This window comes from Jiella endophytica, assembly GCF_004519335.1.
GTDB lineage: Bacteria > Pseudomonadota > Alphaproteobacteria > Rhizobiales > Rhizobiaceae > Jiella > Jiella endophytica.
Genome location: NZ_SOZD01000004.1, coordinates 386,262 through 409,920, shown reverse-complemented (window position 1 = coordinate 409,920; position 23,659 = coordinate 386,262). Strand labels below are relative to the sequence as shown.

Genomic DNA, 23,659 nt, shown 5'->3' with positions numbered 1-23,659 from the left:
CCCGGCAGGACGGGCATCCTATTCGCCGACGGCAACGCCTTCGCGGCGCGGATCGGCCCCGCCTTCGAGCCCCCGCGGGGTGATGGCGATGGCGTGGATGCCGGAATTGAGGTCGCCCTCCTTCACCGCGAAGCCAAGGCCTTTCAGAGGTTCCGCAAGCTTCACGGCGTCGGTGCCGGCTTCGACGTCGAAGGTGCCGAACCGGTTGACGAGGTGGGGCAGGGCGGCGGCCTGCTGAACGTTCATGTTCCAGTCGAGAACGGCGATCAGCGCCTCGGCGACATAGCCGATGATCCGGCTGCCGCCGGGCGATCCGACCGCCAGCACCGGCTTGCCGTCGCGCATGACGATGGTCGGGGCCATCGACGAGCGCGGCCGTTTGCCCGGCGCGACGGCATTGGCGATCACCCGGCCGTCCGCGTCATGGGTCTCGAAGGAGAAGTCGGTGAGCTCGTTGTTGAGCAGAAAACCGCCGGTCATCAGCCGCGAACCGAAGCCGTTCTCGATCGTGGTGGTGATCGAGACGACGTTGCCGGCGCCGTCGACGATGGAAAAATGGCTGGTCGAGGGAAACTCGATGGCGGTGTCGTCGCCGAGAAGCATGGCATGGTCGAAGGGTGGCATGCCGGGCGCGACGTCGGCTTCGGCAAGCGCGCGCTCGCCCTCGAGAAGTTTCGAGCGGGAGGCGAGATAGGCCTCGTCGAGAAGTCCCTTCAGCGGCATCGGCACATAGTCGATGTCGGCCATGTAGCGACCACGATCGGCAAAGGCGAGACGCGAGGCATCGCCGATCAGCCGCCACGCCTTGACGCTTTCGGGGCCGAGGCCGGCAATGTCGAAGGGCGCGAGAAGGCCGAGGATCTGGCCGACGGTGAGTGCGCCTGACGACGGCGGCCCCATGCCGCAGACGTCGTAAACGCGATAGGTGAGGCAGACGGGCTCGCGCTCGACGACGCGGTAATTGGCAAGGTCGGAAAGCGCCAGGCGGCCGGGATTGCCCTCGGCGTTCTGGACGGTGGCGACGATCGCCTCGGCGACCGGCCCCTCGTAGAAACCCTCGGCGCCCTTTTCCGCGATGGTCGTGAGGGTCTCGGCGAAGGCCTCGTTTTTCAGGCGCATGCCGGCCTTCAGCGGCTCGCCCTCGCGATCGAAGAAGTAGTCCCTGGCGACGGAAAAGCGCTTCAGCCTGTCGCCGTCCTCGACGATGAGATCGTGGAGACGCGGCGAGACGTCGAAGCCGCCGCGGGCCAGATCGATCGCCGGCTGGACGACGGTCTTCCAGTCGAGCGCGCCGAAGCGCTCATGGGTCTCGAAGAGCAGGCGCAGCGTGCCGGGCGTGCCGACCGAACGCCCGCCGACGACGGCATCGTAGAATTCGAGCGGATCGCCCGCCTCGTCGAGGAAGAGTTTCGGATCCGCTCCGGCAGGTGCCGTTTCGCGGCCGTCGAAGGTGGTGAGCCGGCCGGCCTTGGCGTCGAAGAAGACCAGGAAGGCACCGCCGCCGATGCCGGAGGACTGCGGCTCGACGAGATTGAGGACGAGCTGGGTCGTCACCATCGCGTCGATGGCGTTGCCGCCTTTCTTGAGGATCGCCACGCCGGCCTCGGCTGCCAGCGGATTGGCCGCCGCGACCATGAATTTCTTCGCCCGCGCCGGCTCGGCCGAGGAGGCGCGCATGCTGCTCGCAGCTTCCGGCGCGACGCTGTCGGCCGCCTGCTGGCCGATCGCCGGTCCGGCAAAGAGAAAGCCGACAAGCACGGCGGCGATGATCGGGCGGAAGAACGTCACGGGCGTGGCTCCTTCAGGTTGTCTGGAAGGAAGCTAGGGCCGGAGAGCCGATGCGGAAGCGCTCAGCCGAGACAGTAGCGCCGGCGTCGTCATGGTGACCTTCGGATCTGCGGTGAACGCGATCGCAAGAGGAACCTTCGCAGAAGTGGCGATCGCAGTGGCCCACGAAAAAAAGGGCCATCTAGCTACCGGTGGTTTCGAGGCGGCCTTGCAACCCGGTCATTTAAATCTGGCGCCGCGACGATAAGTGGTATTGATCTTAGACTGCCGATGAGGCGATCGTGACGCTGGGGGGCATGGATGGCAGCCGCATACGGCCCTTTTTACCGCCGAGCGAGCCCGTCCCAGTCTCCAGCTGTCGCCAGAAAGCAGATGGCATCCAACGAAATCTGGGGCCGTGAGCCACGGAACGTTGCCCAATCCAACTTCCTTGTCGTCAAGGCCTATGTTGGAAGTCTACCCGATGCGCAGGACGGGATCGAGTTTTATACGGATGTGCAGCCACTTCCCGGTCATTCGACGGCAACTCTGGCTCATTGGTATCTTGGATACACGCCGGGCGTTCTTGCGAGACATAGCGATGGCGTCGACTATGCGGCCATCCCAGTGCAGATTACGAAGGTTCGGCCACTTCCTTGAAAGGCAGAAAGCCATGCAGATCGAGCTTGCGGATGCCGACCTGTTGTACGAAGCAACGTTTCCGCAGCTGCAGTTCATCGTTTCGAGCCAAAGCAAGACATGGCAGGAACTGCAACAGCTCAGCGGCGCCGATGATTTCGACAGCTTCAACGGTGCAGTCTACTGTGTCGACGGCACGACCAGAGTCGCCATAAAGCGGTATCGTGGTGAACCGCTCAATTATTACACGCTCTATACCCGAGAGGACATCGATTCAGCATTGAGCCTGGCGATCATGGAGATTCTTGGCGTGCCTCAAAGTGCTGTGATCTGGTCTCGCACAGAGGCGACAGAGGGGTCCGCAACACGACAGCTCCGTACGCATCCGTAGATCTGCCACAGGGTCCGCCGGAAATCACTCCGCCGGGGTCGCCGCCGCTTCGATCGCCGCAGGCCGCGGCTCGTCCTTCGGCAGGAGCTTGCCGAGCCAGCGGCCGAGCACCCGCTCGAGATCGTCGATGATCGTATAGACCACCGGCACATAGACGAGCGACAGAAGCGTCGAGGAGACCAGGCCGCCGATCACCGCGATCGCCATCGGGGCCCGCGTTTCGGCGTCGGCACCGAGGCTGAGGGCGAGCGGCGCCATGCCGGCGCCCATGGCGATCGACGTCATGACGATCGGCCGGGCGCGCTTCCTCGCCGCGTCCATCAGCGCACCGAACCGGTCCTGTCCCTCTCGCCGCGCGACGATGGCGTATTCGACCAGCAGGATCGAGTTCTTCGCGGCGATGCCCATCAAAAGCAGGACGCCGATCAGCACCGAGATCGCCACCGCCGAATCGGTCAGCCAGAGGAAGCCGAAGGCGCCACCGATCGACAGCGGCAGGGCGGTGAGGATGGTGATCGGCTGTAGGAAGGAGTTGAAGAGCAGCGCCAGCGTCGCGAACATCAACAGGACGCCGGTCGCCATCGCCATGGTGAAGCCCGAGAACATCTCGTTCATCCGCTTGGCGTCGCCTTGCGCCTTCTCACGGATGCCCTCCGGCAGGTTCTTCATCGCCGGCAGATTGGCGATCGCCTCGCGCGCCTCGCCGAGCGTCAGCCCCGAAAGCTCCGCCTCGACGCTCGCGGTCCGGTCGCCGTCATAATGGGTGATGGTCGTCGGGCCGGCGCCGAAGGAGAACGTCGCGATCGAGCCGAGCGGCACGGTCTGCGAGGTGCCGGCGATCTTCAGCGACTTGATCCGGGCGAGATCGCCCCTCGCGTCGTCGGTCAGCGTCGGCACGATATAGACCTGCCGGTCGCCGAGGCTGTATTTCGCCAGCGCCGACTGGTTGGCACCGATGGTGGCGACGGAGAGCAGCGTCGCGACGTCGCTGGCGGTGATGCCGAGGCGGGCCATGCGCTGCTTGTCCGGCGCAATCACGAGTTCGGGCTTGGCCGCCGCGGCATCCGAGATCGGATTGAGCAGGCCCGGCACGTCGCGCATCTCGGCGGCGAGTTCGTTGGCGGTTTCGGAGAGCTTGTCACTGTCCGGGCCGGCAAGCGTGATCTTCACCTTCGAGCCGGACTGGTTGTCGGCGCCGAACTGCACACGGGCACCGGCAATGTCGTCGAAGGCGCCGGCGAGGCGCTTTTCGAATTCCTGCTGGCTTACCGCGCGCTGGTCGCGGGGCAGGAGATTGGCGGTCACGGTGGCGGAATTGACGGCGGCGGTGGTGTGGCGCTGCGGACCGCCGCCGCCCTCCGAGGCCGTGCCGATCGAGGCGAAGACCGAGGCGACCTCCGGCTGCTTCTTCAGGATCGCGCTCACCGTCTTCACCACGGCGTCGGTCTCCTCCAGCGTCGAACCGGGAACGAGCTCGACGGAGGCGAGCGCGCGGCCGCGGTCCGAGGCGGGCATGAACTCGGTCGGAAGACCCAAGGCGACGATCACGGAGGCCGCGAAGAAGGCGATGCCGACGAGTGCCGTCAGCCAGCGGAATCGCAGCGCCTGGCGCAGCACCGCGAGATAACCCGGCACCCAGAAGGGCGTGTCCTCTTCCGAGCCGCCATGGCCCGCCTTGACGAGATAGGCGCCGAGGAGCGGCGTCAAAAGCCGCGCGACGATCAGCGAGAAGCTCACCGAAACGCAGACGGCGATGGCGAAGCTGACGAAAAGCTTGCCCGGGATGCCCGGCATGAAGGCGACGGGCAGGAAGACGGCGATGATCGTCGCGGTGGTCGCAACCACCGCGAGGCCGATCTCGTCGGCGGCCTCGATGGCGGCGTCGAAGGCGCTCTTGCCGCTTTCGCGCATGTGCCGGACGATGTTCTCGATCTCGACGATGGCGTCGTCGACGAGGATGCCGACCACCAGCGACAGCGCCAGGAGGGTAATGTTGTTGAGCGACAGGTCGAGCCAGGCCATCACCGCGAAGGTCGGGATCAGCGACAAAGGCAGCGCGGTTGCTGCGACGATCGTCGCGCGGATGTCGCGCAGGAACAGGAAGACCACGACGACGGCGAGCAGCGCGCCGATCCACAGGGCTTCCAGCGCGGCGTCGTAGCTCTCCTCGACGAAGTCCGAAGACGAGGTGACCTCGGTGAAGCTGACATCCTTGTTCTTCGCGTCGATCGCCTTGATCGCGGCGCGTGCGGCCTTGGTAACGCCGACCTGGCTGGAGCCCTTGGCGCTGTAGACGGAGAAGGCGACGACCTCCTTGCCGTCGAGGCGGGCGCGGCTGCGCGGCTCTTCCCAGCCGTCGACGATCTGGCCGAGATCGGACAGCCGCACCGACTTGCCGGGCGCGATGGTGATCGGCGTGTTGGCGAGTTCGGCGACCGAACCGGCGCTGCCGAGGGTGCGCACCGACTGCTCGGTGCCGCCGATGACGGTGCGCCCCCCCGCCTGGTTGATGTTCTGGGCGGCGAGCGTGCTGGTCACCGCACCGACGGTGGTGCCGAAGGCGTCGAGCCGCGCCGGGTCGAGCTTGACGAGGATGGCGCGATCGACGCCGCCCGAGCGCTCGATCTTCGAGACGCCGTCGACGGCGAGCAGCGCCTTGGAGACGTCCTCGTCGACATACCAGGAGAGCTCGTCCGGCTGCATGCCGGGCGCCTCGACCACATAGGTGAGGATGGAATTGTCGCCGGCCTCGACGCGGGCGACGATCGGCGTCTCGGCCGCGTCCGGCAGCTGGCTCTGGATGCCGTCGATGGCGTTTTGGACGTCGTCGGTCGCCTCGATGAGGTTGGTGTCGAGCTCGAACTGGATGGCGGTGACGGAGGAGCCCTCGCTGATCGTCGAGGTGACGTCCTCGACGCCGGCGATCGTCGCGACCGCGTTCTCGACGAGATCGGTCACCTGCGTCTCGATCTCGGTCGGCGAGGCGCCGGTCTGGGTCACGGTCACCCGCACCATCGGAAAATCGATGTCGGGCATGTTGTTGACGCGCAGCTGCATGAAGCCCCATGCGCCGGCGATCGCCAGAGCGAGGAACAGGACGATCGTCGGCAGCGGGTGGCGGATCGCCCAGGCGGAGATGTTCTTCACTGGGCGTCTCCGCCGGCCGAGGCCTGTTCGGTGACCAGCCGCACCTTGTTGCCGTCCTGCAGGAAGCCGGCGCCGCTCGTCACCACTCGGTCGCCGATGGCAAGGTCGCCGGAGACGGCGACGCGGCCGTCGCTGCGCTTGCCAACGGTGACCGGCACGGCCGCGACGATATCGTCGGCGGCCACCTTGAAGACGGCGGTCTTGCCATCCTGCCAGGTCAGCGCCTTGTCGGCGACCGTCAGGCTCTCGGCGCCGCCGGTCTCGATCCTGGCGGTGACGAACATGCCGGCCTTGAGGCCGGAATCCTGCGGCAGCGCGACCACTGCGAGGGCGAGATGGGTGTCGGTGTCGACCACCTCGTCGAGGGAGGTGAGCGTCGCGTCGATGGTGCGCCCGTCCGGCGCGGTGACGGCCGCCACGGCGCCCGCCACGAGCGCGGAGACCGACTGCTCGGGCACGTCCACCCGGGCCTCCAGCGCGCCATCCTCCTGGATGCGGGCGATCTCCGTCGAGGTCTGGACGATGATGCCGGGAACTGCCGGCCGGGCCGAGACGATGCCGGCAAAGGGAGCGCGGATCTCGGTGCGGGCGAGTTGCACCTCCAGCGTCTTCCTGCCGGCCTCGGCCTGGGCGAGGGCGGCCTTCGCCGTCGCGACGGCGGTCGCGTTCGTCTCGGCGGTCTCCTTCGACACGGTACCGGATTTCATCAGCCGCTGGCTGCGCTCGCTGGTCGAGACCGCATTGGCAAGCGTCGCCTTGGCGCTGTCGATCGCGGCATCCTGTTCGGCGATCTGCGCCTTGAGCAGCGAATCGTCGAGCCGCGCCAGGATCTGGCCTGCCGTGACGTGGTCGCCCTGCGCAACCTCGACCTCGGCGAGCCGCAGGCCGCTCGCCTCCGATCCGATGATGACCTCGCGTCTGGCGGCGACGACGCCGTTGGCGACGATCGTCTCGCCGATCTTCGTGCGCCGCACCGTGTCGGTGGTGACGGTGAGGCTCGCAGGCTCGGCGGGTACGGCCGAGGGCGCGGCAGGCGTGCCGACGCTTGCCGCCGCATCGCTGTCGCGCTTGCCGGAAAATCCGAGCTGGCAGCCGATCACCACGACGGCCGCGGCGGCGACGAGGAGGGCGATCCGCCTGGTTTTCGCGAAGAACTTCATCGGGTCCCACATTCTGGAAGCGTCATTTCGGCAGCTTCGAAGATAAACGCTGCCGGCAAGCGCTTCCATGCGCGGGCCGTATCGATGTGTAACGATTGGTGTCAGCCGGGGAGGCCAGTTCGCGAACGTCAGGCTTCGTCGAGCCCGCCTTCCCTGGCGACGACCGCGAGGTGATGGTCCGCGTCGCCGAGGAAGAGGTCGATCATCGCCTGGCGCTTGAAGTGATGGGCGATCTCGTACTCCATCGTCACGCCGACGCCGCCATGGAGCTGCACGGCGCTCTGGCCGACGAAGCGGCCGGAGCGACCGATCTGCACCTTGGCGGCGGAGATCGCCGCGCGCCGCGCCGCGGCGTCGTCCTCGCCGGCGTTCATCGCCGCGAAGAACATCATCGAGCGGGCCTGTTCGAGCGCGATATACATTTCCGCAGCCCGGTGCTGCAGCGCCTGGAAGGCGGCGATCGGCACGCCGAACTGCTTGCGCTCCTTGATGTAGGCGGTGGTCAGCTCGACCATCCTCTCCATCGAGCCGACCGCCTCGGCGCAGAGCGCCGCAATGGTCTCGGCCTCGATCCGCATCAGCGTCTCGAGAGCGCCTTCGGGATCGCCGAGCACCGACCCGGCAGGGACGAGGACCTTGGCGAAGTTGAGCTCGGCCGCGCGCATGCCGTCCTGGGTCGGGTAGCCGCGGCGGGACAGGCCCTCGGCATCTGCCGGGACATGGAACAGGCCGAGTCCGGCCGTCTCGCCGGGCGCGCCCGCCGTGCGGGCAGCGACGATGAAGCCGGTGGCGCTGTCGCCATGAAGGACCAGCGTCTTCTCGCCGGAAAGACGGTACCCTTCGCCATCGCGCGTCGCGGCCATGGCAATCCGGGAGAGGTCGTAGCGGGTGTCCCGCTCGGCGAAGGCGAGGGCAAGGCGGCTCGACCCGTCGACAAGGCCGGGAACGAGGTCGGCGCGCTGCTCGGGCGAGGCCGCGTGGCGCAGCGCCGCGCCGGCCATGACGACGGAAGCGAGATAGGGCTCGACGACGAGGGCGCGGCCGAAGGCCTCCATGACGATCATGGTCTCGACGGGCCCGGCGCCCAGCCCGCCATCCTCCTCGGCGAAGGGAATGGCGAGCAGCCCGAGCTCGGCGAAGGACTGCCAGATCGTTTCGGAAAAGCCGATCGGCTCCGCCCGGTGCTTCTCACGCTGCTCGAAGCCGTATTCGGCGCGCAGCAGCCGGGTCACCGAGTCCTTGATGAGGCTCTGTTCCTCGGACAGTTCGAAATCCATGGGTTTCCTCCCGAAATTCTACAAACGATCGACTGCACCGTCGTCAGTGCTCGGCGCCGTTCACGCTTATCGTTTTGACATGACGGCGCGAGGCGCCCCCCTCCGTCCTGCCGGACATCTCCCCCGCCAGGGGGGAGATCATTCGCTTCGTTGTTGTCGTCTCGTTTCCAGCGCCTATGCGGCTTTCAGGCGTCTCAGATTGGCGTAGCGCCTCTGGCGCAAGACCGATCTCCCCCCTTGAGGGGGAGATGTCCGGCAGGACAGAGGGGGGTATGCATGCGCCGACGCCGTTCAACCAGCCAAGTCAGCCGCTCACAGCCCGAGGATCGCCTTGGCGATGATGTTCTTCTGGATCTCGTTGGAGCCGCCGTAGATCGACACCTTGCGGTAGTTGAAATAATTCGGCGCGATGGGCGCGGCGTAGTCCGGGCCGACCGGCGGCTCGTTGCGGCCCTCGATCTCCTCCGCCTCGTAGGGCAGGGCGAAGGGGCCGATCGCCTCCATCAGGAGTTCGGTCGTCGCCTGCTGCAGCTCGGTGCCCTTGATCTTCAGGATCGAGGAGGCCGGGTCCGGCTTGCCGTGGCCCTGTCGCGCTTCCGCCGAGACGACCCTCAGCTGGGTCATTTCCAGCGCCTTCAGCTCGACCTCGACGGCCGCGACCTTCTCGCGGAAGCGCGCATCGTCCCAGACGACACCGCCTGCAGCCGGCTCGGCCTTGGCGATTTCCTTCAGCCGCCGGATGCGCTGCTTGGTGGCGCCGACGCCGGCAATCCCGGTGCGCTCGTTGCCGAGCAGGAATTTCGCATAGTCCCAGCCGCGGTTCTCCTCGCCGACGAGGTTTTCCACCGGCACCTTCACGTCGTCGAAGAAGACCTCGTTGACCTCGTGGCCGCCCTCGATGGTGCGGATCGGCCGGACGGTGATGCCGGGTGTCGTCATGTCGATCAGAAGGAAGGAAATGCCCATCTGCTTCTTCGGCGCGGCGGGGTCGGTGCGCACCAGGCAGAAGATCCAGTCGGCATACTGGCCGAGCGTCGTCCAGGTCTTCTGGCCGTTGACCACGTAATGGTCGCCGTCGCGAACCGCCCTGGTCGACAGCCCGGCAAGGTCGGAGCCGGCGCCCGGCTCGGAAAAGCCCTGGCACCACCAGTCGTCGAGATTGGCGATGCGCGGCAGGAACTTCGCCTTCTGCTCCTTCGAGCCGAAGGTGTAGATCACCGGGCCGACCATCGAATGGCCGAAGGGCAGCATCTGCGGCGCCGGCGCCCGCTGCATCTCGTCGAGAAAGATGTACTGCCGGATCGCGTCCCAGCCGGTGCCGCCATGTTCGACCGGCCAGTGCGGGACCGACCAGCCCTTGTCGTTGAGGATGCGGGTCCAGCGCACCAGCTGGTCCTTCGAAACATGCCGTCCTGCCCGCAGTGTCTCGGTGACGTCGCCGGGAACGTTGTCGCGGATAAAGCTTCGGACCTCCTGGCGGAACGCGGCCTCTTCGGGCGTGAATTTCAGGTCCATGGATCGTCCTCCCGATCGTCTGGTGGCGCCTCGTCTCGGCGCGGATGCCGCAGCGTCGAAGCCGGCAATTGTGCCGGCACTGCGGCGTCTTTGCGTATCATTGCTTGCACTGCCCGCCGCCATCCTCCACGGCGAGAGCTCGTGACCGAAATATAATTGACGCGAACGTAAGAGTAAATCGTGGTCGATCGCTGGAGGGCTTCGAGACGAGGTCTTTCCCTTCGTCGGCGATCTGACTAGGGTCCGCGCTGGCCGTGGTTCGGGTGGGCACCGAATCGGAAGAGGAGACTGGCCGCTTGTTCGAGAAATCGGTGTTCACGAAACTCGCCGCCTTTGCCGTGGCGCTGATGATCCTGCCCGGCATCGCCGCGGCGCATGGTCCGACGCGCCAGAAGGCGAGCGAATCCATCACCATCGACGCCGCGCCGGACAAGGTCTGGGCCGTCATTCAGAATTTCGGCGACATGTCCTGGCACCCGCGCATTGCCATGACCGACGCGACCAAGGGCAACGAGAAGGGCTCCGTCCGCACGCTCGGGTTCACGTCGGGCGGCATGATGGAGGAGGAACTCTCCAAATACGACGCCGACAAGATGAGCTATTCGACCTTCATCGGCCATGTGAACGTCGATCTCCTGCCGGCGACGAACTATTCCTCGACGATCACCGTGAAGCCGGCGGATGGTGGCGCGAAGTCCGACGTCACCTGGCGCGCGGCCTTTTATCGCGGCTATCCGAACAACGAGCCGCCGGCCAATCTCAACGACGAGGCCTCGGTGAAGGGCGTCACCGAGTTCATCACCGAAGGGCTCGAAAGCCTGAAGAACAAGGTCGAATCCGGCTCGTGAGCGGGCGCCTCCTGCGGCTTGCCGGCGCCGCACCGCGGCGGGCGGCGGCGCTCAGCCTTTCGGCTCTTCTGCTCGGCGCAGGGGTGTCGGGCGCGGCGGCAGGCGACGTCGCCTATGTGACGAGCCAGGAGGCCGGAAGCCTCTCCTTCGTCGATCTCGACACGATGACTGTCGAAAAGACCATCGCTGTTCCGGGCAAGCCTGCCGGCATTGCGGTGAGCCGCGACGGCACGCGCGCCTATGTGTCGCAGCCGGATTCCCAGCAGATCGCCATCGTCGATACGGCGAAGCGCGAGGTGGTCGGAGAGGTCAAGGTCGGCGGCGGGCCGCTCGGCATCGCGGTGCATCCGTCGGGCTCGCCGGTCTATGTCGCCGACTGGTATTCGCACCGGCTGCTCCTCGTCGATCCGGAAAGCCGCAAGGTCGTCGGCGATTTCGAGACCGGCCAGTCCCCCTCGGGCGTTGCCGTCTCCGCGGATGGGAACGTCGTCGTCACCGCCGACCGGGATTCCAACCAGATTTCGTTCTTCGCGGCGAAGACCGGCGAGGTGATCGCCCGGGTCGTGGCCGGCGAGCGGCCCTTCGGCGTCGCCTTCTCGCCGGACGGAACGCGGGTCTATGCCGCCAATGTCGGCTCGGATTCCGTCAGCGTCGTCGATGCGCGGGGCCATTTCGTCCTTCGCACGGTGCCGGTCGGCTCGCATCCCTACGATGCCGTCGAAACGACGGGGAAGGTCTTCGTCACCGACCAGTATGGCGGCACGCTGACGGTGTTCGACGCCGAGAGCGGCGAGCGGATCGGGCAGCTCGACTGCTGCGACTATCCGGAGGGGATCGCCTCAGGCAGCGACGGCCGCTTCGTCTATGTGGCGAACTGGTTCGCCAACACGCTGCTCAAGCTCGATGCGGGCAGTCTCGAGGTCGTCGGCAGCGTCGACGTGCCGGACGGTCCGCGGGCCTTCGGCGCTTTCGTCCGGGCGGCCCCGACCGCCGCAGCGAAATGACGGCCGGCGAAATCGGGAACCTTTCCCGGCCAAATCTTTGGGAAAACCGGGCAAGCCGGTGATGCCGCGACATATCTGACGGGAAACCACCCGAAAGGGCGGCTTCGGGAGGAAGCTGACGATGACCATTTCCAACGCAAGCGCCGGGCTGGCTGCGGCACTTCTCGCCGCTCCGATGCTTATGGCGGCGCCACTGGCCGGCCATGCCCAGACGGCAGGAAATCCCGGCACCGAGGCCCCTGCCGCCACCTCGTCCGGGACCATGATGCCGGGGTCGGTCGCGCCGGGAGCGGTGCCACAGGGTGCGACGGCGCAGGGTGCGATGGCGCCAGGCACGATGCCACAGGGGACCCGGCCGGATGGTGAGGCCGGCACGGCTGCGGGCGGCGACGGCGAAGCCGGCTCGCTTACCGGCGAGGGCGCCGGCATCGTTCACTTCCCGACGGCGTCAGGCGCCTCGACCACCCGCGCCGACTATCCGACGACGGCGATCGCCGACTACGTCTTTGCCTGCATGGCCACCAACGGCAACACCAGCACGGCGCTGAAGCAGTGCTCCTGCTCCTTCGACGTCGTTGCCTCGATCATCCCCTATGATCGCTATGTCGAGGCCTCGACATGGCTGTCGATGGGCCAGGTGACCGGCGAGAAGGGCAGCATTTTCCGCGATTCGGCCGAGTCGAAGGCGGCGATCGGCGACCTCCGCCGCGCCCAGGCCGAGGCAGAGATCCGCTGCTTCGAGTGACGGTTCAGCGCCGGCGATCCCGCTGTGACGCCGGCGATCCCGTTCATACTGATGTGAAGTGCCGAAGATCCCCTCGCCCTTCGAGGCTCGCTTCGCTCGCACCTCAGGATGAGGGGATCTCTGTTCCGGTCGAGCCGGCCACGTTTTGCCGCCGCCTTTTCTTGTCAACGCGCTCGTCATCCCGGCCGCTGACCCGGGATCCTTGCCAAATCGTTGCAGTCTCATCGTAAAGGATGGCCCACCTTTTTCCCGTTCCATGGGGCTGTCCTGGCGCAGAGCAGTGGATCCCGGCCGAAGCCGGGATGACGACAGTTCCCAAGCGATCGCGGCCTTGGGGTGGCGCGAGTCGAGCAGGCGGGCATCGAAGATCCCCTCATCCTGAGGTGCGAGCGAAGCGAGCCTCGAAGGGCGAGGGGATCGTCAACGCCCATGATAGGAGCTCAATGCACCAAGCTGCACCGACGCTTTTTCCTGCCTCAGTCCCGCCCAGCGCCGCTACCGCCTGACCTGCCCCCAGCCGAACCTGCCTTGAGGCGCCGCCAGGCCGTTCAGGACTGGCCGCTGTCGAAGGTCTTCTCGAACACCTGGCCCTCGGTGTCGGACGCCTTGGCGTGGAACGGGCCGGCGTCGTCGGCACGATATTTGAACCTGAAGCTCGGATCCTCGGAGATCGAGATGCCGCCGGTCATGGTGAACAGCGCCTTGCCGCCCTTTTCCACCGAGAGATCGGTGATGAAATGCGCAGGGATGTAGAGCAGCGTCACCTGGTCCTTCTGCAGGCCGGAATTGTTGGGATGGCGGATCATCAGCTGCGCCTCGTGCAGCGAGGGATCGTCGCTGGAAAACTCGCGCATCTTCATCTTGCCCATCTCGCGGGCGGCGACTTCCGGGTCCTTCGCGGCCGGCGCCGCGCAGCCGCCGGCCGCCTTCACGAAGGTCTTGGTGACATAGAGCTTGCCGTCCGCCGTCTCGGCGACGGCATGGATGTCGGTATAGGCGTTGACCCGCACCCGGGTCGAAAGCTCGGCGACCCCGGCGCCCTCGGCAAAGTCGAAGGTGGCCGCGACGGGCGAGGGGTTCTCGTCAATGACGAGGGTGACCTTCCGCACCTCCATCTTCGGATCAAAGCTCAGCTTCACCGGCACCACGGCCGGGTCGGTGGCGCGCTTCGGCGCCTCGATCGACACGGTGTCCGTGCCGTCGATCAGCGGCCGGTCGCCGAAAAGGTCGGGCTTCAGCTCAGGCCAGGCCGAATCCGCCTCGGCGGCCTTCTGTTCGGGCGACATCGCAGTCTCGGCGCGGGCGAGGCCGGCTCCGCCGATCGCCAGCGCCGAAAGCAGCGCGATCGCGGTTCTGCGGCCTGCGGCGCTGCGGCCAACCATCGGATTTCCGGCCATGTGTCTTCCTCCCTTGGGGCTGCATCGGCTTGCTGCCGCGAACTCCCGTTTCGCGGCGGCAGGCGCCCACCGCCACCCATTTTGACCGCAATTGCAGCACCGGCAAGGGCCGCCACCTTCAAAAGACCGGCATGGCGACGCGGAATTTTCCCGGGTCGTGACGTTGATTTGGTGCGGCGGGGCCGTCACTCCCATTCGAGTTCGGCGAAGGCCGCCGTCGCATTGCGCGGGTTGTAGTCGTCGAAGAGCTGCCATTTGTCGCTCTCGCTGGCAGCGGCTTCCGGCACCGCATCGGCGAGCGGGACGCCGTCCCTGATCGCCTGGCGGATGTCGCTCGCGAGCGTCTCGAGATAGCGGGTTTCGGCGTCGATCGCCTGCGGCCATGGCGCGCTCACCGGTCCGTGGCCGGGAACGACGCGTGCCGCCGGAACGTCCTTCAGCGCCGGGATCTGATCGAGCCAGCCCTTCAGGCTGCCGTCGAGCACCGGGCAATGCTGCATGAACAGAAGGTCGCCGGCAAACAGCGTCCGGGTCTTCTCGTCATAGACCGTCAGGTCGTTGTCGGTATGGGCGGTTTCCCAGGCTTTGAGGACGATGGTCCGGCCGCCGAGGTCGATCCGCCGCTCCTTTGCCACGGTGTCGTCCGGCCCGGTGATCGTCACCTGATCGTCAAGTTCGGGCCCCAGCTGCTCGCGCATCGACTGCTTGTAGAAATCCGCCCGAGCACCGAGCGCCGCCGGCAGCCGCCGATGGCCGAGGATCGTCGCACCGGCCGCCTTGAACACCTGATTGCCGAAGGTGTGGTCGGGATGCATGTGGGTGTTGATCAGGTATTTCACCGGCTTGTCGGTGACCGCCCGGATCGCGGCGAGCGCCGCCTCGCCGACCGGCACGCTGCCGCCGCTGTCGATCATCGCCACCGCATCATCGCCGACGATGAAACCGATATTGGCGATGTCGCCCTGATTCTGTGGTGTCGTCTCGGCGACCTCGCCATGATGGACATAGACGCCCGGTGCGATTTCGGTGACGGCGAGAGGCTCGGTCGCCTTCGCCGGCATCGGCACGGCGAGAATCAGGGCCGCCAGCGTGGCGAACAGGATCGTCCGCGTCATGAATTGTCCTCCCTTTCCTTCAAGGCGCGGCTTTCCCGCCGAGCTCTGCGGGTGAGCCTCTCCCGGGCGCCCCGCGCGCTCATGATGGACGATCGGTCCGGCAATGCGAAAGACGAAGAGCCTTCGCGCCCTCGTCCTGCGTCAAACTGCCCTGACTTTTGTTGCATTGCACCATGGACACCTTCCGGAAAATCCGCTGCGAGGGCGCAAACATCGGTAAAAGTCGCCGTCCAACAACCGGCTTCGGATCGGGTAGCGCGGCAGCGGGAGAAATCTCGGCGTTGTCTAGATAAGGTCTTGGCGGGGTGATCTTACCCGACGATCCCCCAGCTAGACTTGGAAGATGGAGAGTGATCCGGCCGGACGGCGAATTGATCCGACCGCAGTCTGGTAATACGCTTGGATATCCTAGAGGGAGATAAATATCGCGGCATGACGAACCAGTGATTTTGTGCAGTGCACCTAGAAAAAGCCGATAACAGTGCTTGCACAGGAAAAATTCCCGCACTAGGGTGCCTCATGGTTTCCGGCTTCAAGATCGGGGTGTTGGGAGCGCCCCGAATCTCGAAGGCCACTGGTAGGGTAATGATCAACGGTGCCCACCAAGACCCCTATTGGAGGTCGTGACACGCTGCCGGAAGCCTTCCCCATTCATCGCTGGCACCATGTTGGCTGCACTCACGCGGTCGACATGTGAACTCAGTTCCTTGGGAGGACCGTTTATGCTGAAATCGATTACGAAGGCCGCGCTCGCTTCGAGCCTGCTGATTGGCCTCGGGAGTGTCGCCACGGCGGCCGAAGGCCTGCAGGACATGGCCAAGAACGGCAGCCAGTGGGTGATGCCCACCGGCGATTACGCGAACAACCGCTACTCCTCGCTCGACAAGATCAACAAGGACAACGTCGCCAACATGGTCCCCGCCTGGTCGTTCTCGACCGGCGTGCTGCGCGGCCATGAAGGCAACCCTCTGGTGATCGGCGACACGATGTTCGTGCACACGCCGTTCCCGAACATCGTCTATGCGCTCGACCTCAAGGACGAGGGCACCATCAAGTGGAAATACGAGCCCAAGCAGGATCCGAACGTCATCCCGGTCATGTGCTGCGACACGGTCAACCGCGGCGTTGCCTATGCTCCGGCCGATGGCGACCGTCCGGCTCTGATCATCCTCGACCAGGCCGACACCACGCTGGTGGCGCTCAATGCCGATAGCGGCGAAGTCGTCTGGTCGGTGAAGAACGGCGATCCCTCCAAGGGCGAGACCGGCACCGCCGCGCCGCAGGTCGTCAAGGACAAGGTGCTCGTCGGCATCTCCGGCGGCGAGTTCGGTGTACGCGGCCGTATGACCGCCTACAGCCTCGCCGACGGCAAGGAAGTCTGGAAGGCCTATTCGACCGGTCCGGACGAGGAAATGCTGATCGATCCGGAGAAGACCACCGAACTCGGCAAGCCGGTCGGCAAGGACTCCTCGGTGAAGACCTGGGAAGGCGACCAGTGGCAGATCGGTGGCGGCGCCACCTGGGGCTGGACGGCCTATGATCCGGACCTGAACCTCGTCTATTACGGCACCGGCAACCCCTCGACCTGGAACCCGGCGCAGCGCCCGGGCGACAACAAGTGGTCGATGACGATCAATGCTCGCGACGCCGACACCGGCGAGGCGAAGTGGGTCTACCAGATGACCCCGCATGACGAGTGGGACTATGACGGCGTCAACGAGATGATCCTCGCCGACGTCTCCGTCGACGGCAAGGACCACAAGGCGCTCGTCCACTTCGACCGCAACGGCTTCGCCTACACCCTCGATCGCGAGAGCGGCGAACTGCTGGTCGCCCAGAAGTACGATCCGGCGGTGAACTGGGCCACCGAAGTCGACATGGACAAGAGCTCCGAGACCTACGGTCGTCCGAAGGTCGTCGCCGAGTACTCGACCGAGCACAACGGCGAAGACGTGAACTCGACGGGCATCTGCCCGGCCGCGCTCGGCACCAAGGACCAGCAGCCGGCGGCCTATTCGCCGGACACCAAGCTGTTCTACGTGCCGACCAACCACGTCTGCATGGACTACGAGCCGTTCCGCGTCGCCTACACGGCCGGCCAGCCTTACGTCGGCGCGACGCTGTCGATGTATCCTGCGCCGAACAGCCATGGCGGCATGGGCAACTTCATCGCCTGGGATGCCGGCAAGGGCAAGATCGTCTGGTCGCTGCCCGAGCAGTTCTCGGTGTGGTCGGGCGCCCTCGCCACCAAGGGCGGCATCGTCTTCTACGGTACCCTCGAGGGTTATCTGAAGGCGGTCGATGCCGAGACGGGCAAGGAACTCTACAAGTACAAGACCCCGTCGGGCATCATCGGCAACGTGATGACCTACGAGAATGACGGCAAGCAGTATGTCGGCATCCTGTCCGGCATCGGCGGCTGGGCCGGCATCGGCCTCGCGGCCGGCCTCACCGACCCGAATGCCGGCCTTGGCGCGGTCGGCGGCTACGCGGCGCTGTCGAAGTACACCGCCCTCGGTGGTCAGCTGACGGTCTTCACCGTTCCCGACCAGACCGCCTCGAAGTAGTCGGTCAGACGGCATGACAAGGAACGGGCCCCGCGAAGCGATCGCGGGGCCCGTTCGCTGCCGGGGTGGTGGAACTGGGACTTGTTCCCGAATTGCGGAGATCCGGTCGCGACGTGGCGCGTATCAGGGCATCGCCGCGGCAAGGTCCGGCCGTTCTCACCTCCCGAAGGCAGTGGCGGATGCCCCGAACGGCCGCCTGCACCGGCTGCCTCCGGCAACCGGCATGACCCGCCCCGAAGCGACGGGCGCAAGGCCAGCCGACATGCGATGCGCGTTCCGCGCCAGTAGTTGAGGAAATGATGACGACGAAGATGATTGCTCTTGCCGGCGCCCTGGTTCTTTCGGTGTCCGGTCTTGCCTTCGCCCAGACTTCCGGCACCACCATCGTGCCGCAGGGCCAGACTGCCCCGGATCAGGGGAGCGGCGGCGCGGCCGCGGCGGCAGCGACGTCCGGCCAGGCAGCGGGCGGAAACGGGGCTGCTGCGGCCGGCGGCGGGAAGAGCGCTGCGGCAGATGGCGCAAGCGCCCCCGCAGGCACCAAGGAAGCGCCGACGACGCCGGTCAGCGATGACGCCAAGATGGCCGATGCCGACCACATGAAGCCGGACGCCCATCCTTCCAAGGACACCGCGACCGAGGGCAACGAGCCCACCGAAGGCGATCTCGGCAAATATGCCGATCCGTCGGGCAATCCGACCTACAAGATCGAGGCCGACGGCAAGGCGGACTGGTACACCTGGCGCGGCTACAAGAAATACATGGCCAACTGCATGCAGTGCCATGGTCCCGACGGCCTCGGCTCGTCCTTCGCGCCGAACCTGACCAGCCAGCTGCAGGATCTCTCCTATTACGACTTCGCCGGCATCGTCGTCTCCGGCCAGAAGAACAAGTGGAACCCGTCCGGCAACTCGGTGATGCCGGCCTGGGGCGAAGATCCGAACGTCATGTGCTCGATGGATGCGATCTACATCTATCTGCGCGCCCGCGCCGATGGTGTCGTCGGTCGCGGCGAGCCGAAGCGGGCCGGGAACAACAAGCCGGCGCAGGAAGAAGAGTACAGCTGCCTGGGATTTTGATCGATGACGGTTCACCTCGACAACGCCCGCCGGCAGGCTAGCCCGGCGGGCCGACCCGAACGGCGGCTCTGCCGTGCAATCCTGCGCATCTCGGCTGCGGTCCTGTCGCTGGCGGCGCTTTCGAGCGTCGCCGTGGCACAGGCCGACCGCGAGTTCGGCAGCGAGGTGGAACTCGTCGATCCGGATATCCTGAGGGTCTGCGCCGACCCCAACAACATGCCCTTCTCGAACCAGGCGGGCGAGGGTTTCGAGCAGGCCGTCGCCAAGTTCCTCGCCGGCAAGCTCGGCCGCAGCGACGTCGCCTACACCTATTTCCCGCAGGCGACGGGTTTCGTGCGGATGACGCTCGGCTCCAATCTCTGCGACGTCATCATGAGCTATCCGCAGGGCGACGAGCTGGTCCAGAATACCAACGCGTATTATCGCACGGCCTATGCTCTGGTGACGCCGAAGGGCGGCGATCTCGAGGGTGTCACGACGCTCGAGGACGAAAAGCTCAAGGGCAAGCGCATCGGCGTCATCGCCGGCACGCCGCCCGGGACCTACATCGCCCGGGCCGGGCTGATGGCCAGGGCGAAGTCCTATCCGCTGGTCATCGACACACGGATCGACAATTCCGCCAAGGCGATGATCGACGACCTTGCCAGCGGCAAGATCGACGCCGGGGTTCTGTGGGGGCCGATGGCGGGATACTATGCCAAGCAGGCGAAGGGGGCTTATTCCGTCGTGCCGCTGACCCACGAGACCAAGGGTCCGGCGATGGCCTTCCGCATCACCATGGGCGTCAGGCCGTCCGACCAGGAATGGAAGCGGACGCTGAACCGCACCATCGCCGAGAACCAGGACGCCATCAACGACATCCTCCTCTCCTATGGCGTGCCGCTGCTCGACGAGCAGGACAACCCCATCAAGCCTTCCGGCAAGGCGGGAGCAGCGATGCCTGAGACGAAGGCGGACGCGCCGGCGGCCGGCCCGAAAGGCTGAGATGGGCATTGCGGGAACCGGCCGGCAGGTGCGGCGGACATCTGCGGTCTTCAGGCTGTCGCTGATCGTCGCGGCGGTGGCGGCGATCCCCGCTTTTGCCGAAAGTCCTGCGGCCGGTGAGGCCGTGCCGGAGCCGGACGGCTACCGCATGGAGGACTATCGCGCGCCGGTGCCCTCGACGCTGACGGGCGGGACGGTGGTCGATACGGAGGAGGCGGTTCGGCTGCATGCCGGCGGTGTGCCGTTCATCGACGTCCTGCCGCGGGTGCCGCGGCCGAAGAACCTGCCAGAAGGCACGATCTGGCGGCCGGAGCCGCGCAAGGACATTCCCGGCTCGATCTGGCTGGTCGACACCGGCTATGGCGAACTTGCCCCGGTGATGGAGCGCTATTTCTTCGACGGCATCGAGAGTGCGACGAAGGGCGAGAAATCTGCGCCGGTGCTGTTCTACTGCAAGCGCGACTGCTGGATGAGCTACAATGCCGCCAGGCGCGCCATCGCCTCGGGCTACAAGGCGGTCTACTGGTACCCCGACGGGACCGAAGGCTGGGCGGAAGCCGGCCGGCCGCTGGAAAAGCGCGAGCCCGAACCGCGTCCTGACGAATAGGCTTGGCTCTCACTTTGCCAAATTGGATCAAAGATCTGACCGGATAGAGCCAGTCTGAGGCTACTCCCGCGCTGCTATCGCAATCGCTTGTATTCAATTCAAAGGTGCACCGATGTGCATCTCATGCTACAGATCGTTTGTCACAACTTTGGATTGATGATGGTCCCGATGACAACGATCTATTTTGCAAGCAATCGCGACGTGTTACATGAGACCTCTACAACGAGCCATCTTTTCGGCGAGCGGTTCAATCAGCTCGGCCCGCAATGTTTCCGAGTTGGCGAAGCGAATGTCGATTACGCTGGGGATGATCCAAAGATTGATGGGAACTGGACCGTCGGGGCGGGTAAGCTCTATCCAGAAAATCTTCAAGATCGGAACAATAAGCCGGCTACCTACGGCTCAGCACGCCTGTTTGAAGGATTGCGAAAATTACTGAAGGGCGGAGATTGTGACGTCATCGCCTATATACCTGGCTTTGCCAACACGTTCGAAAATTCCCTACAACGCGCGGCGGCTCTCCAAGAGCTTTATAATTCGGAAAAGCAACGAGTAATTGTTGTTCTTTTTTCTTGGCCGTCGAATGGCGAAGTTGCGCCGGCGTGGAATTACTTCTCTGACAGAGAGGATGCGGAGGCTTCCGGCCTTGCGATGGGGCGAGCCTTGTTGCGGTTGGTGGAGTTTCTCACAGAAATGCGCGCGGTGGATCGCGAGACGGTGGTTCAGGCCCGCCGTATTGGCCAAGTCCCGAAGCCCGAAGACCTCCGGCAGTGCACGCAGCGTCTTCACCTCCTGGCTCATTCCATGGGCAATTGGGCATTTCGCCACGCGCTGCGTAAGTTCTCCGATCTCAACGGCGGTCACATTCCTCGTGTTATCGATTGCGCCTTCCTGATGGCCGCGGACGAGGACAATGATGCACTGCAGGAAAGGTTGAAGCTCCGACGCCTCGAGGAACTCGCCAACCGCACTTTCGTCTACCACGCAGCCAACGACATCGCGTTGACCATTTCAGATACCACCAAAGGGCTGCCCGATCGGCTCGGGTCCGATGGGCCGAAGAATCTCGATCTCGTCAGCGAAAGAGTGTTTGCTATTGATTGCCGAAAGGTCAGTGAAACGGCTCTGCTCGACGGCCGCCACCAGTACTACCGCCTGAGGGACGAGGTGATCGAGGACATTCGGCTGACGCTCGATGATCAGCCCCAAGAGGATCGCAGCGGCCGGATCGTTGTCCGTCCCGGGCGAAGCTGGAGACTACAGCCCAGATGACTAAGCACCACCTCGGTCCGGCCGATCAGTAGATAGTGCCAGATCAGGGCAAATGGCTGGCGCCTATATTGCTGCAATCGAATGCGGCCTCGATCTGAGATGGCCGCTGGCCAATTAGCCCATGATCACCCCTTTGCTGGCAGCGAAGGGCAGGCGAACAGCTTGCCGGTCCAGGCGCCCTCCAAGGTCTTGCTGCCGACGACCAGCCACATCGTCGCGAGGACGATGGTCAGCAGCGTTCCGGCCAGCCAGAAGAAGGGCGCGTCGAACACCGCGGCGAGCTTGAAGGTCGAGGCCGTATAGACGCCGATCGGGAAGGTATAGCCCCACCAGCCGAGATTGAACGACACGCCGGCGCGCCAGTAGCGCAGCGTGATGAGCGCGGCGAGGGCGACCCACCACAGGCCGAAGCCCCAGAGCGTGAGCCCGGCGATGGCGCCGATCCCTGCCGCCGCCCCGCCGATCTCGCCGAGGCCGCGGGCGTCGAGCACCGCCGGCGCTTCGCCGCCGAGAACCAGCATTCCGAGCGCGCCTGTGCCGATCGGGCCAAGCGCCAGCCAGGCGGAGGCCGCCATGCTCTCATGGGGCAGCTTGTGGAGTGCCATGCGCAGCACGAGAATGGAGAGGATCGCGAAGGCGACCGGCACCGAATAGGCCCAGAGGATATAAGACGTCGCGAGAACGACGAACTGCCCGTCGGCAAGATGCGGCGCCAGCAACCCGCCGGAGGCGCCCGTGACCTCGGCTGCGACAACCGGCAGCAGCCAGACCGCCGTCATCTGGTCGAGGCTGTGCTCCTGGCGGGTGAACATCAGATAGGGAATGACGACACCGCAGGCGAGCGACATGGCGACGTCGACCCACCAGAGGGCATGGGCGACGGGAATGATCGCCTCGCCGAACCGCGCGATGCCGAAGGCAAGGCAGCCATTGATGATCGTCGCGAGCCCCATCGGAATGGTGCCGAAGAACATCGAGACGGTGTTGTGGCCGAAGACCCGGCCCGCCTCGTGCCGGAACATCACCCAGCGGGCGGCGTAGAGCAGCGAGAACAGCGAAAACAGGCCGATGTTGAAGAACCACAGGGCCTCGCCGATCGGCGTGAGCAGCGGCCCGGCCAGGGGAAGCTGAGGCAGGAGCAGCGACAGGATGCCCGTCCCCATCGTCGCGGCGAACCAGTTCGGCGTGAACTGCCGGATGACCTCGCGGGGATGGTCGAGGCGTGCGAAGGGGCGCAGCCCCCCGGGAAGGGGCTTCAGCGTGTGACTCATCGTCATTGGTCGTCTTCCGTGAGCAGCGTCACGAACGCGTCTGCCGCGTGCGTGCGAAAGCGCTCCTTGTGGCGGAGCGCGAAGAAAGGCCGTGCCGGCAGGTCGAATGGCAGTACCTGCAGCCGTCCGGTGGCGATGGCCGCGCGGACGACCAGCTCCGAGAGGACGGCGACGCCGGCCCCGGCTTCGACGGCGGTGCGGACCGCCTCGTTGGAGGGAAGCGTCATGCCGATCTCGAAGGCGTCCGGATCGAGGCCGAGCCGCCGGGCGGCATCCTCGAAGGAGGACCGCGTTCCCGATCCGCGTTCGCGGACGATCCATCGGGCGGCGCGCAGCCAGCCGGCATCGATGGCGCCCGCAGGTGTCGCCGATACCAGCAGCATCCGGTCCTCGCCGACCCGCCAGTTGGCCAGCGCCGGCGCCTCGACGATGCCCTCGATGAAGCCGAGTTCGGCAGCGCCATCCACCACCTTGGCGGCGGCGCCCTCGCTGTTGTCGAGGGAGAGGCGGATCTCGATCTGCGGATATCGCTGCTGAAACCGGGCGAGCCGGGCGGGCAGCCAATAGCTGGCAATCGTCTGGCTGGCGACGAGGCGGAGGGCGCCGCGGCGAAGATCGCCGAATTCCTCGAGAAGCCGTTCCGCCGTCTCGGCACTGGCGAGCACCGCACGGGCTTCGGTGAGGAACAGCTTGCCGGCCTCGGTGAGTTCGATGCCGCGGCCCACACGGTGGAACAGCTGGGTGCCGTGGCGAAGCTCCAGCGCCGCGATGGCGCTGCTCGCCGCCGACTGGGTGACATGCGCGGCGTCGGCGCCGCGGGTCATGTGTTGGCGTTCGGCGACGGCGATGAAGATGCGGAGCTGTTCGAGTGTCATGC

General features: G+C 65.8%; 18 protein-coding genes. 9 read left to right on the top strand and 9 right to left on the bottom strand.

From position 1 onward, the window contains the following. Positions 1 to 18: 18 nt before the first annotated feature. Complete coding sequence (ggt, locus tag E3C22_RS14965) at positions 19 to 1,788, bottom strand: gamma-glutamyltransferase (protein ID WP_425364985.1); 1,770 nt, start codon at positions 1,786 to 1,788, stop codon at positions 19 to 21. Positions 1,789 to 2,440: 652 nt separating this feature from the next. Here ggt and E3C22_RS14960 point away from each other — a divergent pair. Next, positions 2,441 to 2,797, top strand: a complete 357-nt coding sequence (locus E3C22_RS14960) for a hypothetical protein (protein ID WP_134762835.1) — start codon at positions 2,441 to 2,443, stop codon at positions 2,795 to 2,797. 24 nt (positions 2,798 to 2,821) lie between these two features. Here the strand turns inward: E3C22_RS14960 and E3C22_RS14955 are convergent, their stop codons facing one another. From E3C22_RS14955 to pimC, 4 genes are all read right to left on the bottom strand, one after another. Then, positions 2,822 to 5,944 carry an efflux RND transporter permease subunit gene (locus tag E3C22_RS14955; protein ID WP_134762834.1) on the bottom strand — a complete coding sequence of 1,041 codons (3,123 nt, stop codon included), beginning with the start codon at positions 5,942 to 5,944 and terminating at the stop codon, positions 2,822 to 2,824. Next, entirely contained in the window at positions 5,941 to 7,104 is a 1,164-nt protein-coding gene (locus E3C22_RS14950) for an efflux RND transporter periplasmic adaptor subunit (protein WP_167591782.1), read from the bottom strand. The genes E3C22_RS14955 and E3C22_RS14950 overlap by 4 nt, the downstream gene beginning before the upstream one ends. Before the next feature lie 128 nt (positions 7,105 to 7,232). Then, entirely contained in the window at positions 7,233 to 8,381 is a 1,149-nt protein-coding gene (locus tag E3C22_RS14945) for an acyl-CoA dehydrogenase family protein (RefSeq protein WP_134762832.1), read from the bottom strand. A gap of 312 nt (positions 8,382 to 8,693) precedes the next feature. Continuing rightward, positions 8,694 to 9,896, bottom strand: a complete 1,203-nt coding sequence (gene pimC / locus E3C22_RS14935; protein ID WP_134762831.1) for a pimeloyl-CoA dehydrogenase large subunit — start codon at positions 9,894 to 9,896, stop codon at positions 8,694 to 8,696. Between the two features lie 347 nt (positions 9,897 to 10,243). Between pimC and E3C22_RS14930 the strand changes: the two genes are divergently transcribed. From E3C22_RS14930 to E3C22_RS14920, 3 genes are all read left to right on the top strand, one after another. Then, positions 10,244 to 10,744, top strand: a complete 501-nt coding sequence (locus E3C22_RS14930; protein WP_134763030.1) for an SRPBCC family protein — start codon at positions 10,244 to 10,246, stop codon at positions 10,742 to 10,744. Beyond that, positions 10,741 to 11,748 (top strand): YVTN family beta-propeller repeat protein, encoded by a 1,008-nt coding sequence (locus E3C22_RS14925; protein ID WP_245515005.1) that lies wholly within the window; start codon positions 10,741 to 10,743, stop codon positions 11,746 to 11,748. Before E3C22_RS14930 ends, E3C22_RS14925 begins: the two co-directional genes overlap by 4 nt. Positions 11,749 to 12,175: 427 nt before the next feature. Then, a complete protein-coding gene (locus E3C22_RS14920) occupies positions 12,176 to 12,493 on the top strand; it encodes a hypothetical protein (protein WP_134763028.1) in 318 nt (105 codons plus the stop codon). Between the two features lie 548 nt (positions 12,494 to 13,041). Here E3C22_RS14920 and E3C22_RS14915 read toward each other — a convergent pair. Together E3C22_RS14915 and E3C22_RS14910 are read right to left on the bottom strand one after the other, a co-directional pair. Beyond that, positions 13,042 to 13,890, bottom strand: a complete 849-nt coding sequence (locus E3C22_RS14915) for a quinoprotein dehydrogenase-associated SoxYZ-like carrier (RefSeq protein ID WP_245515004.1) — start codon at positions 13,888 to 13,890, stop codon at positions 13,042 to 13,044. Positions 13,891 to 14,075: 185 nt separating this feature from the next. After that, on the bottom strand, positions 14,076 to 15,005 hold the full coding sequence (locus E3C22_RS14910; RefSeq protein ID WP_134762830.1) for a quinoprotein relay system zinc metallohydrolase 2: 930 nt from the start codon (positions 15,003 to 15,005) through the stop codon (positions 14,076 to 14,078). A 722-nt stretch (positions 15,006 to 15,727) separates the two neighbouring features. Here E3C22_RS14910 and E3C22_RS14905 point away from each other — a divergent pair. The 5 genes from E3C22_RS14905 (at position 15,728) to E3C22_RS14885 (ending at position 21,511) form a co-directional block, all read left to right on the top strand. After that, on the top strand, positions 15,728 to 17,572 hold the full coding sequence (locus E3C22_RS14905; RefSeq protein ID WP_134762829.1) for a methanol/ethanol family PQQ-dependent dehydrogenase: 1,845 nt from the start codon (positions 15,728 to 15,730) through the stop codon (positions 17,570 to 17,572). A 299-nt stretch (positions 17,573 to 17,871) separates the two neighbouring features. Further along, on the top strand, positions 17,872 to 18,648 hold the full coding sequence (locus E3C22_RS24810) for a c-type cytochrome (protein WP_245515003.1): 777 nt from the start codon (positions 17,872 to 17,874) through the stop codon (positions 18,646 to 18,648). A gap of 3 nt (positions 18,649 to 18,651) precedes the next feature. Then, complete coding sequence (locus E3C22_RS14895) at positions 18,652 to 19,632, top strand: substrate-binding domain-containing protein (RefSeq protein ID WP_134762828.1); 981 nt, start codon at positions 18,652 to 18,654, stop codon at positions 19,630 to 19,632. Position 19,633: 1 nt separating this feature from the next. Further along, entirely contained in the window at positions 19,634 to 20,239 is a 606-nt protein-coding gene (locus tag E3C22_RS14890; protein WP_134762827.1) for a PQQ-dependent catabolism-associated CXXCW motif protein, read from the top strand. A 168-nt stretch (positions 20,240 to 20,407) separates the two neighbouring features. Then, complete coding sequence (locus E3C22_RS14885; protein WP_134763025.1) at positions 20,408 to 21,511, top strand: alpha/beta hydrolase; 1,104 nt, start codon at positions 20,408 to 20,410, stop codon at positions 21,509 to 21,511. 125 nt (positions 21,512 to 21,636) lie between these two features. Here E3C22_RS14885 and E3C22_RS14880 read toward each other — a convergent pair whose 3' ends face one another. Next, the gene (locus tag E3C22_RS14880; RefSeq protein WP_425364984.1) at positions 21,637 to 22,788 is read right to left on the bottom strand and encodes a TDT family transporter; all 1,152 of its coding nucleotides are present in this window, start codon (positions 22,786 to 22,788) and stop codon (positions 21,637 to 21,639) included. Beyond that, positions 22,785 to 23,657: a LysR family transcriptional regulator gene (locus E3C22_RS14875; RefSeq protein WP_134762826.1), complete on the bottom strand. Its 873-nt coding sequence runs from the start codon at positions 23,655 to 23,657 to the stop codon at positions 22,785 to 22,787. The genes E3C22_RS14880 and E3C22_RS14875 overlap by 4 nt, the downstream gene beginning before the upstream one ends. Between the last annotated feature and the right edge of the window lie 2 nt (positions 23,658 to 23,659).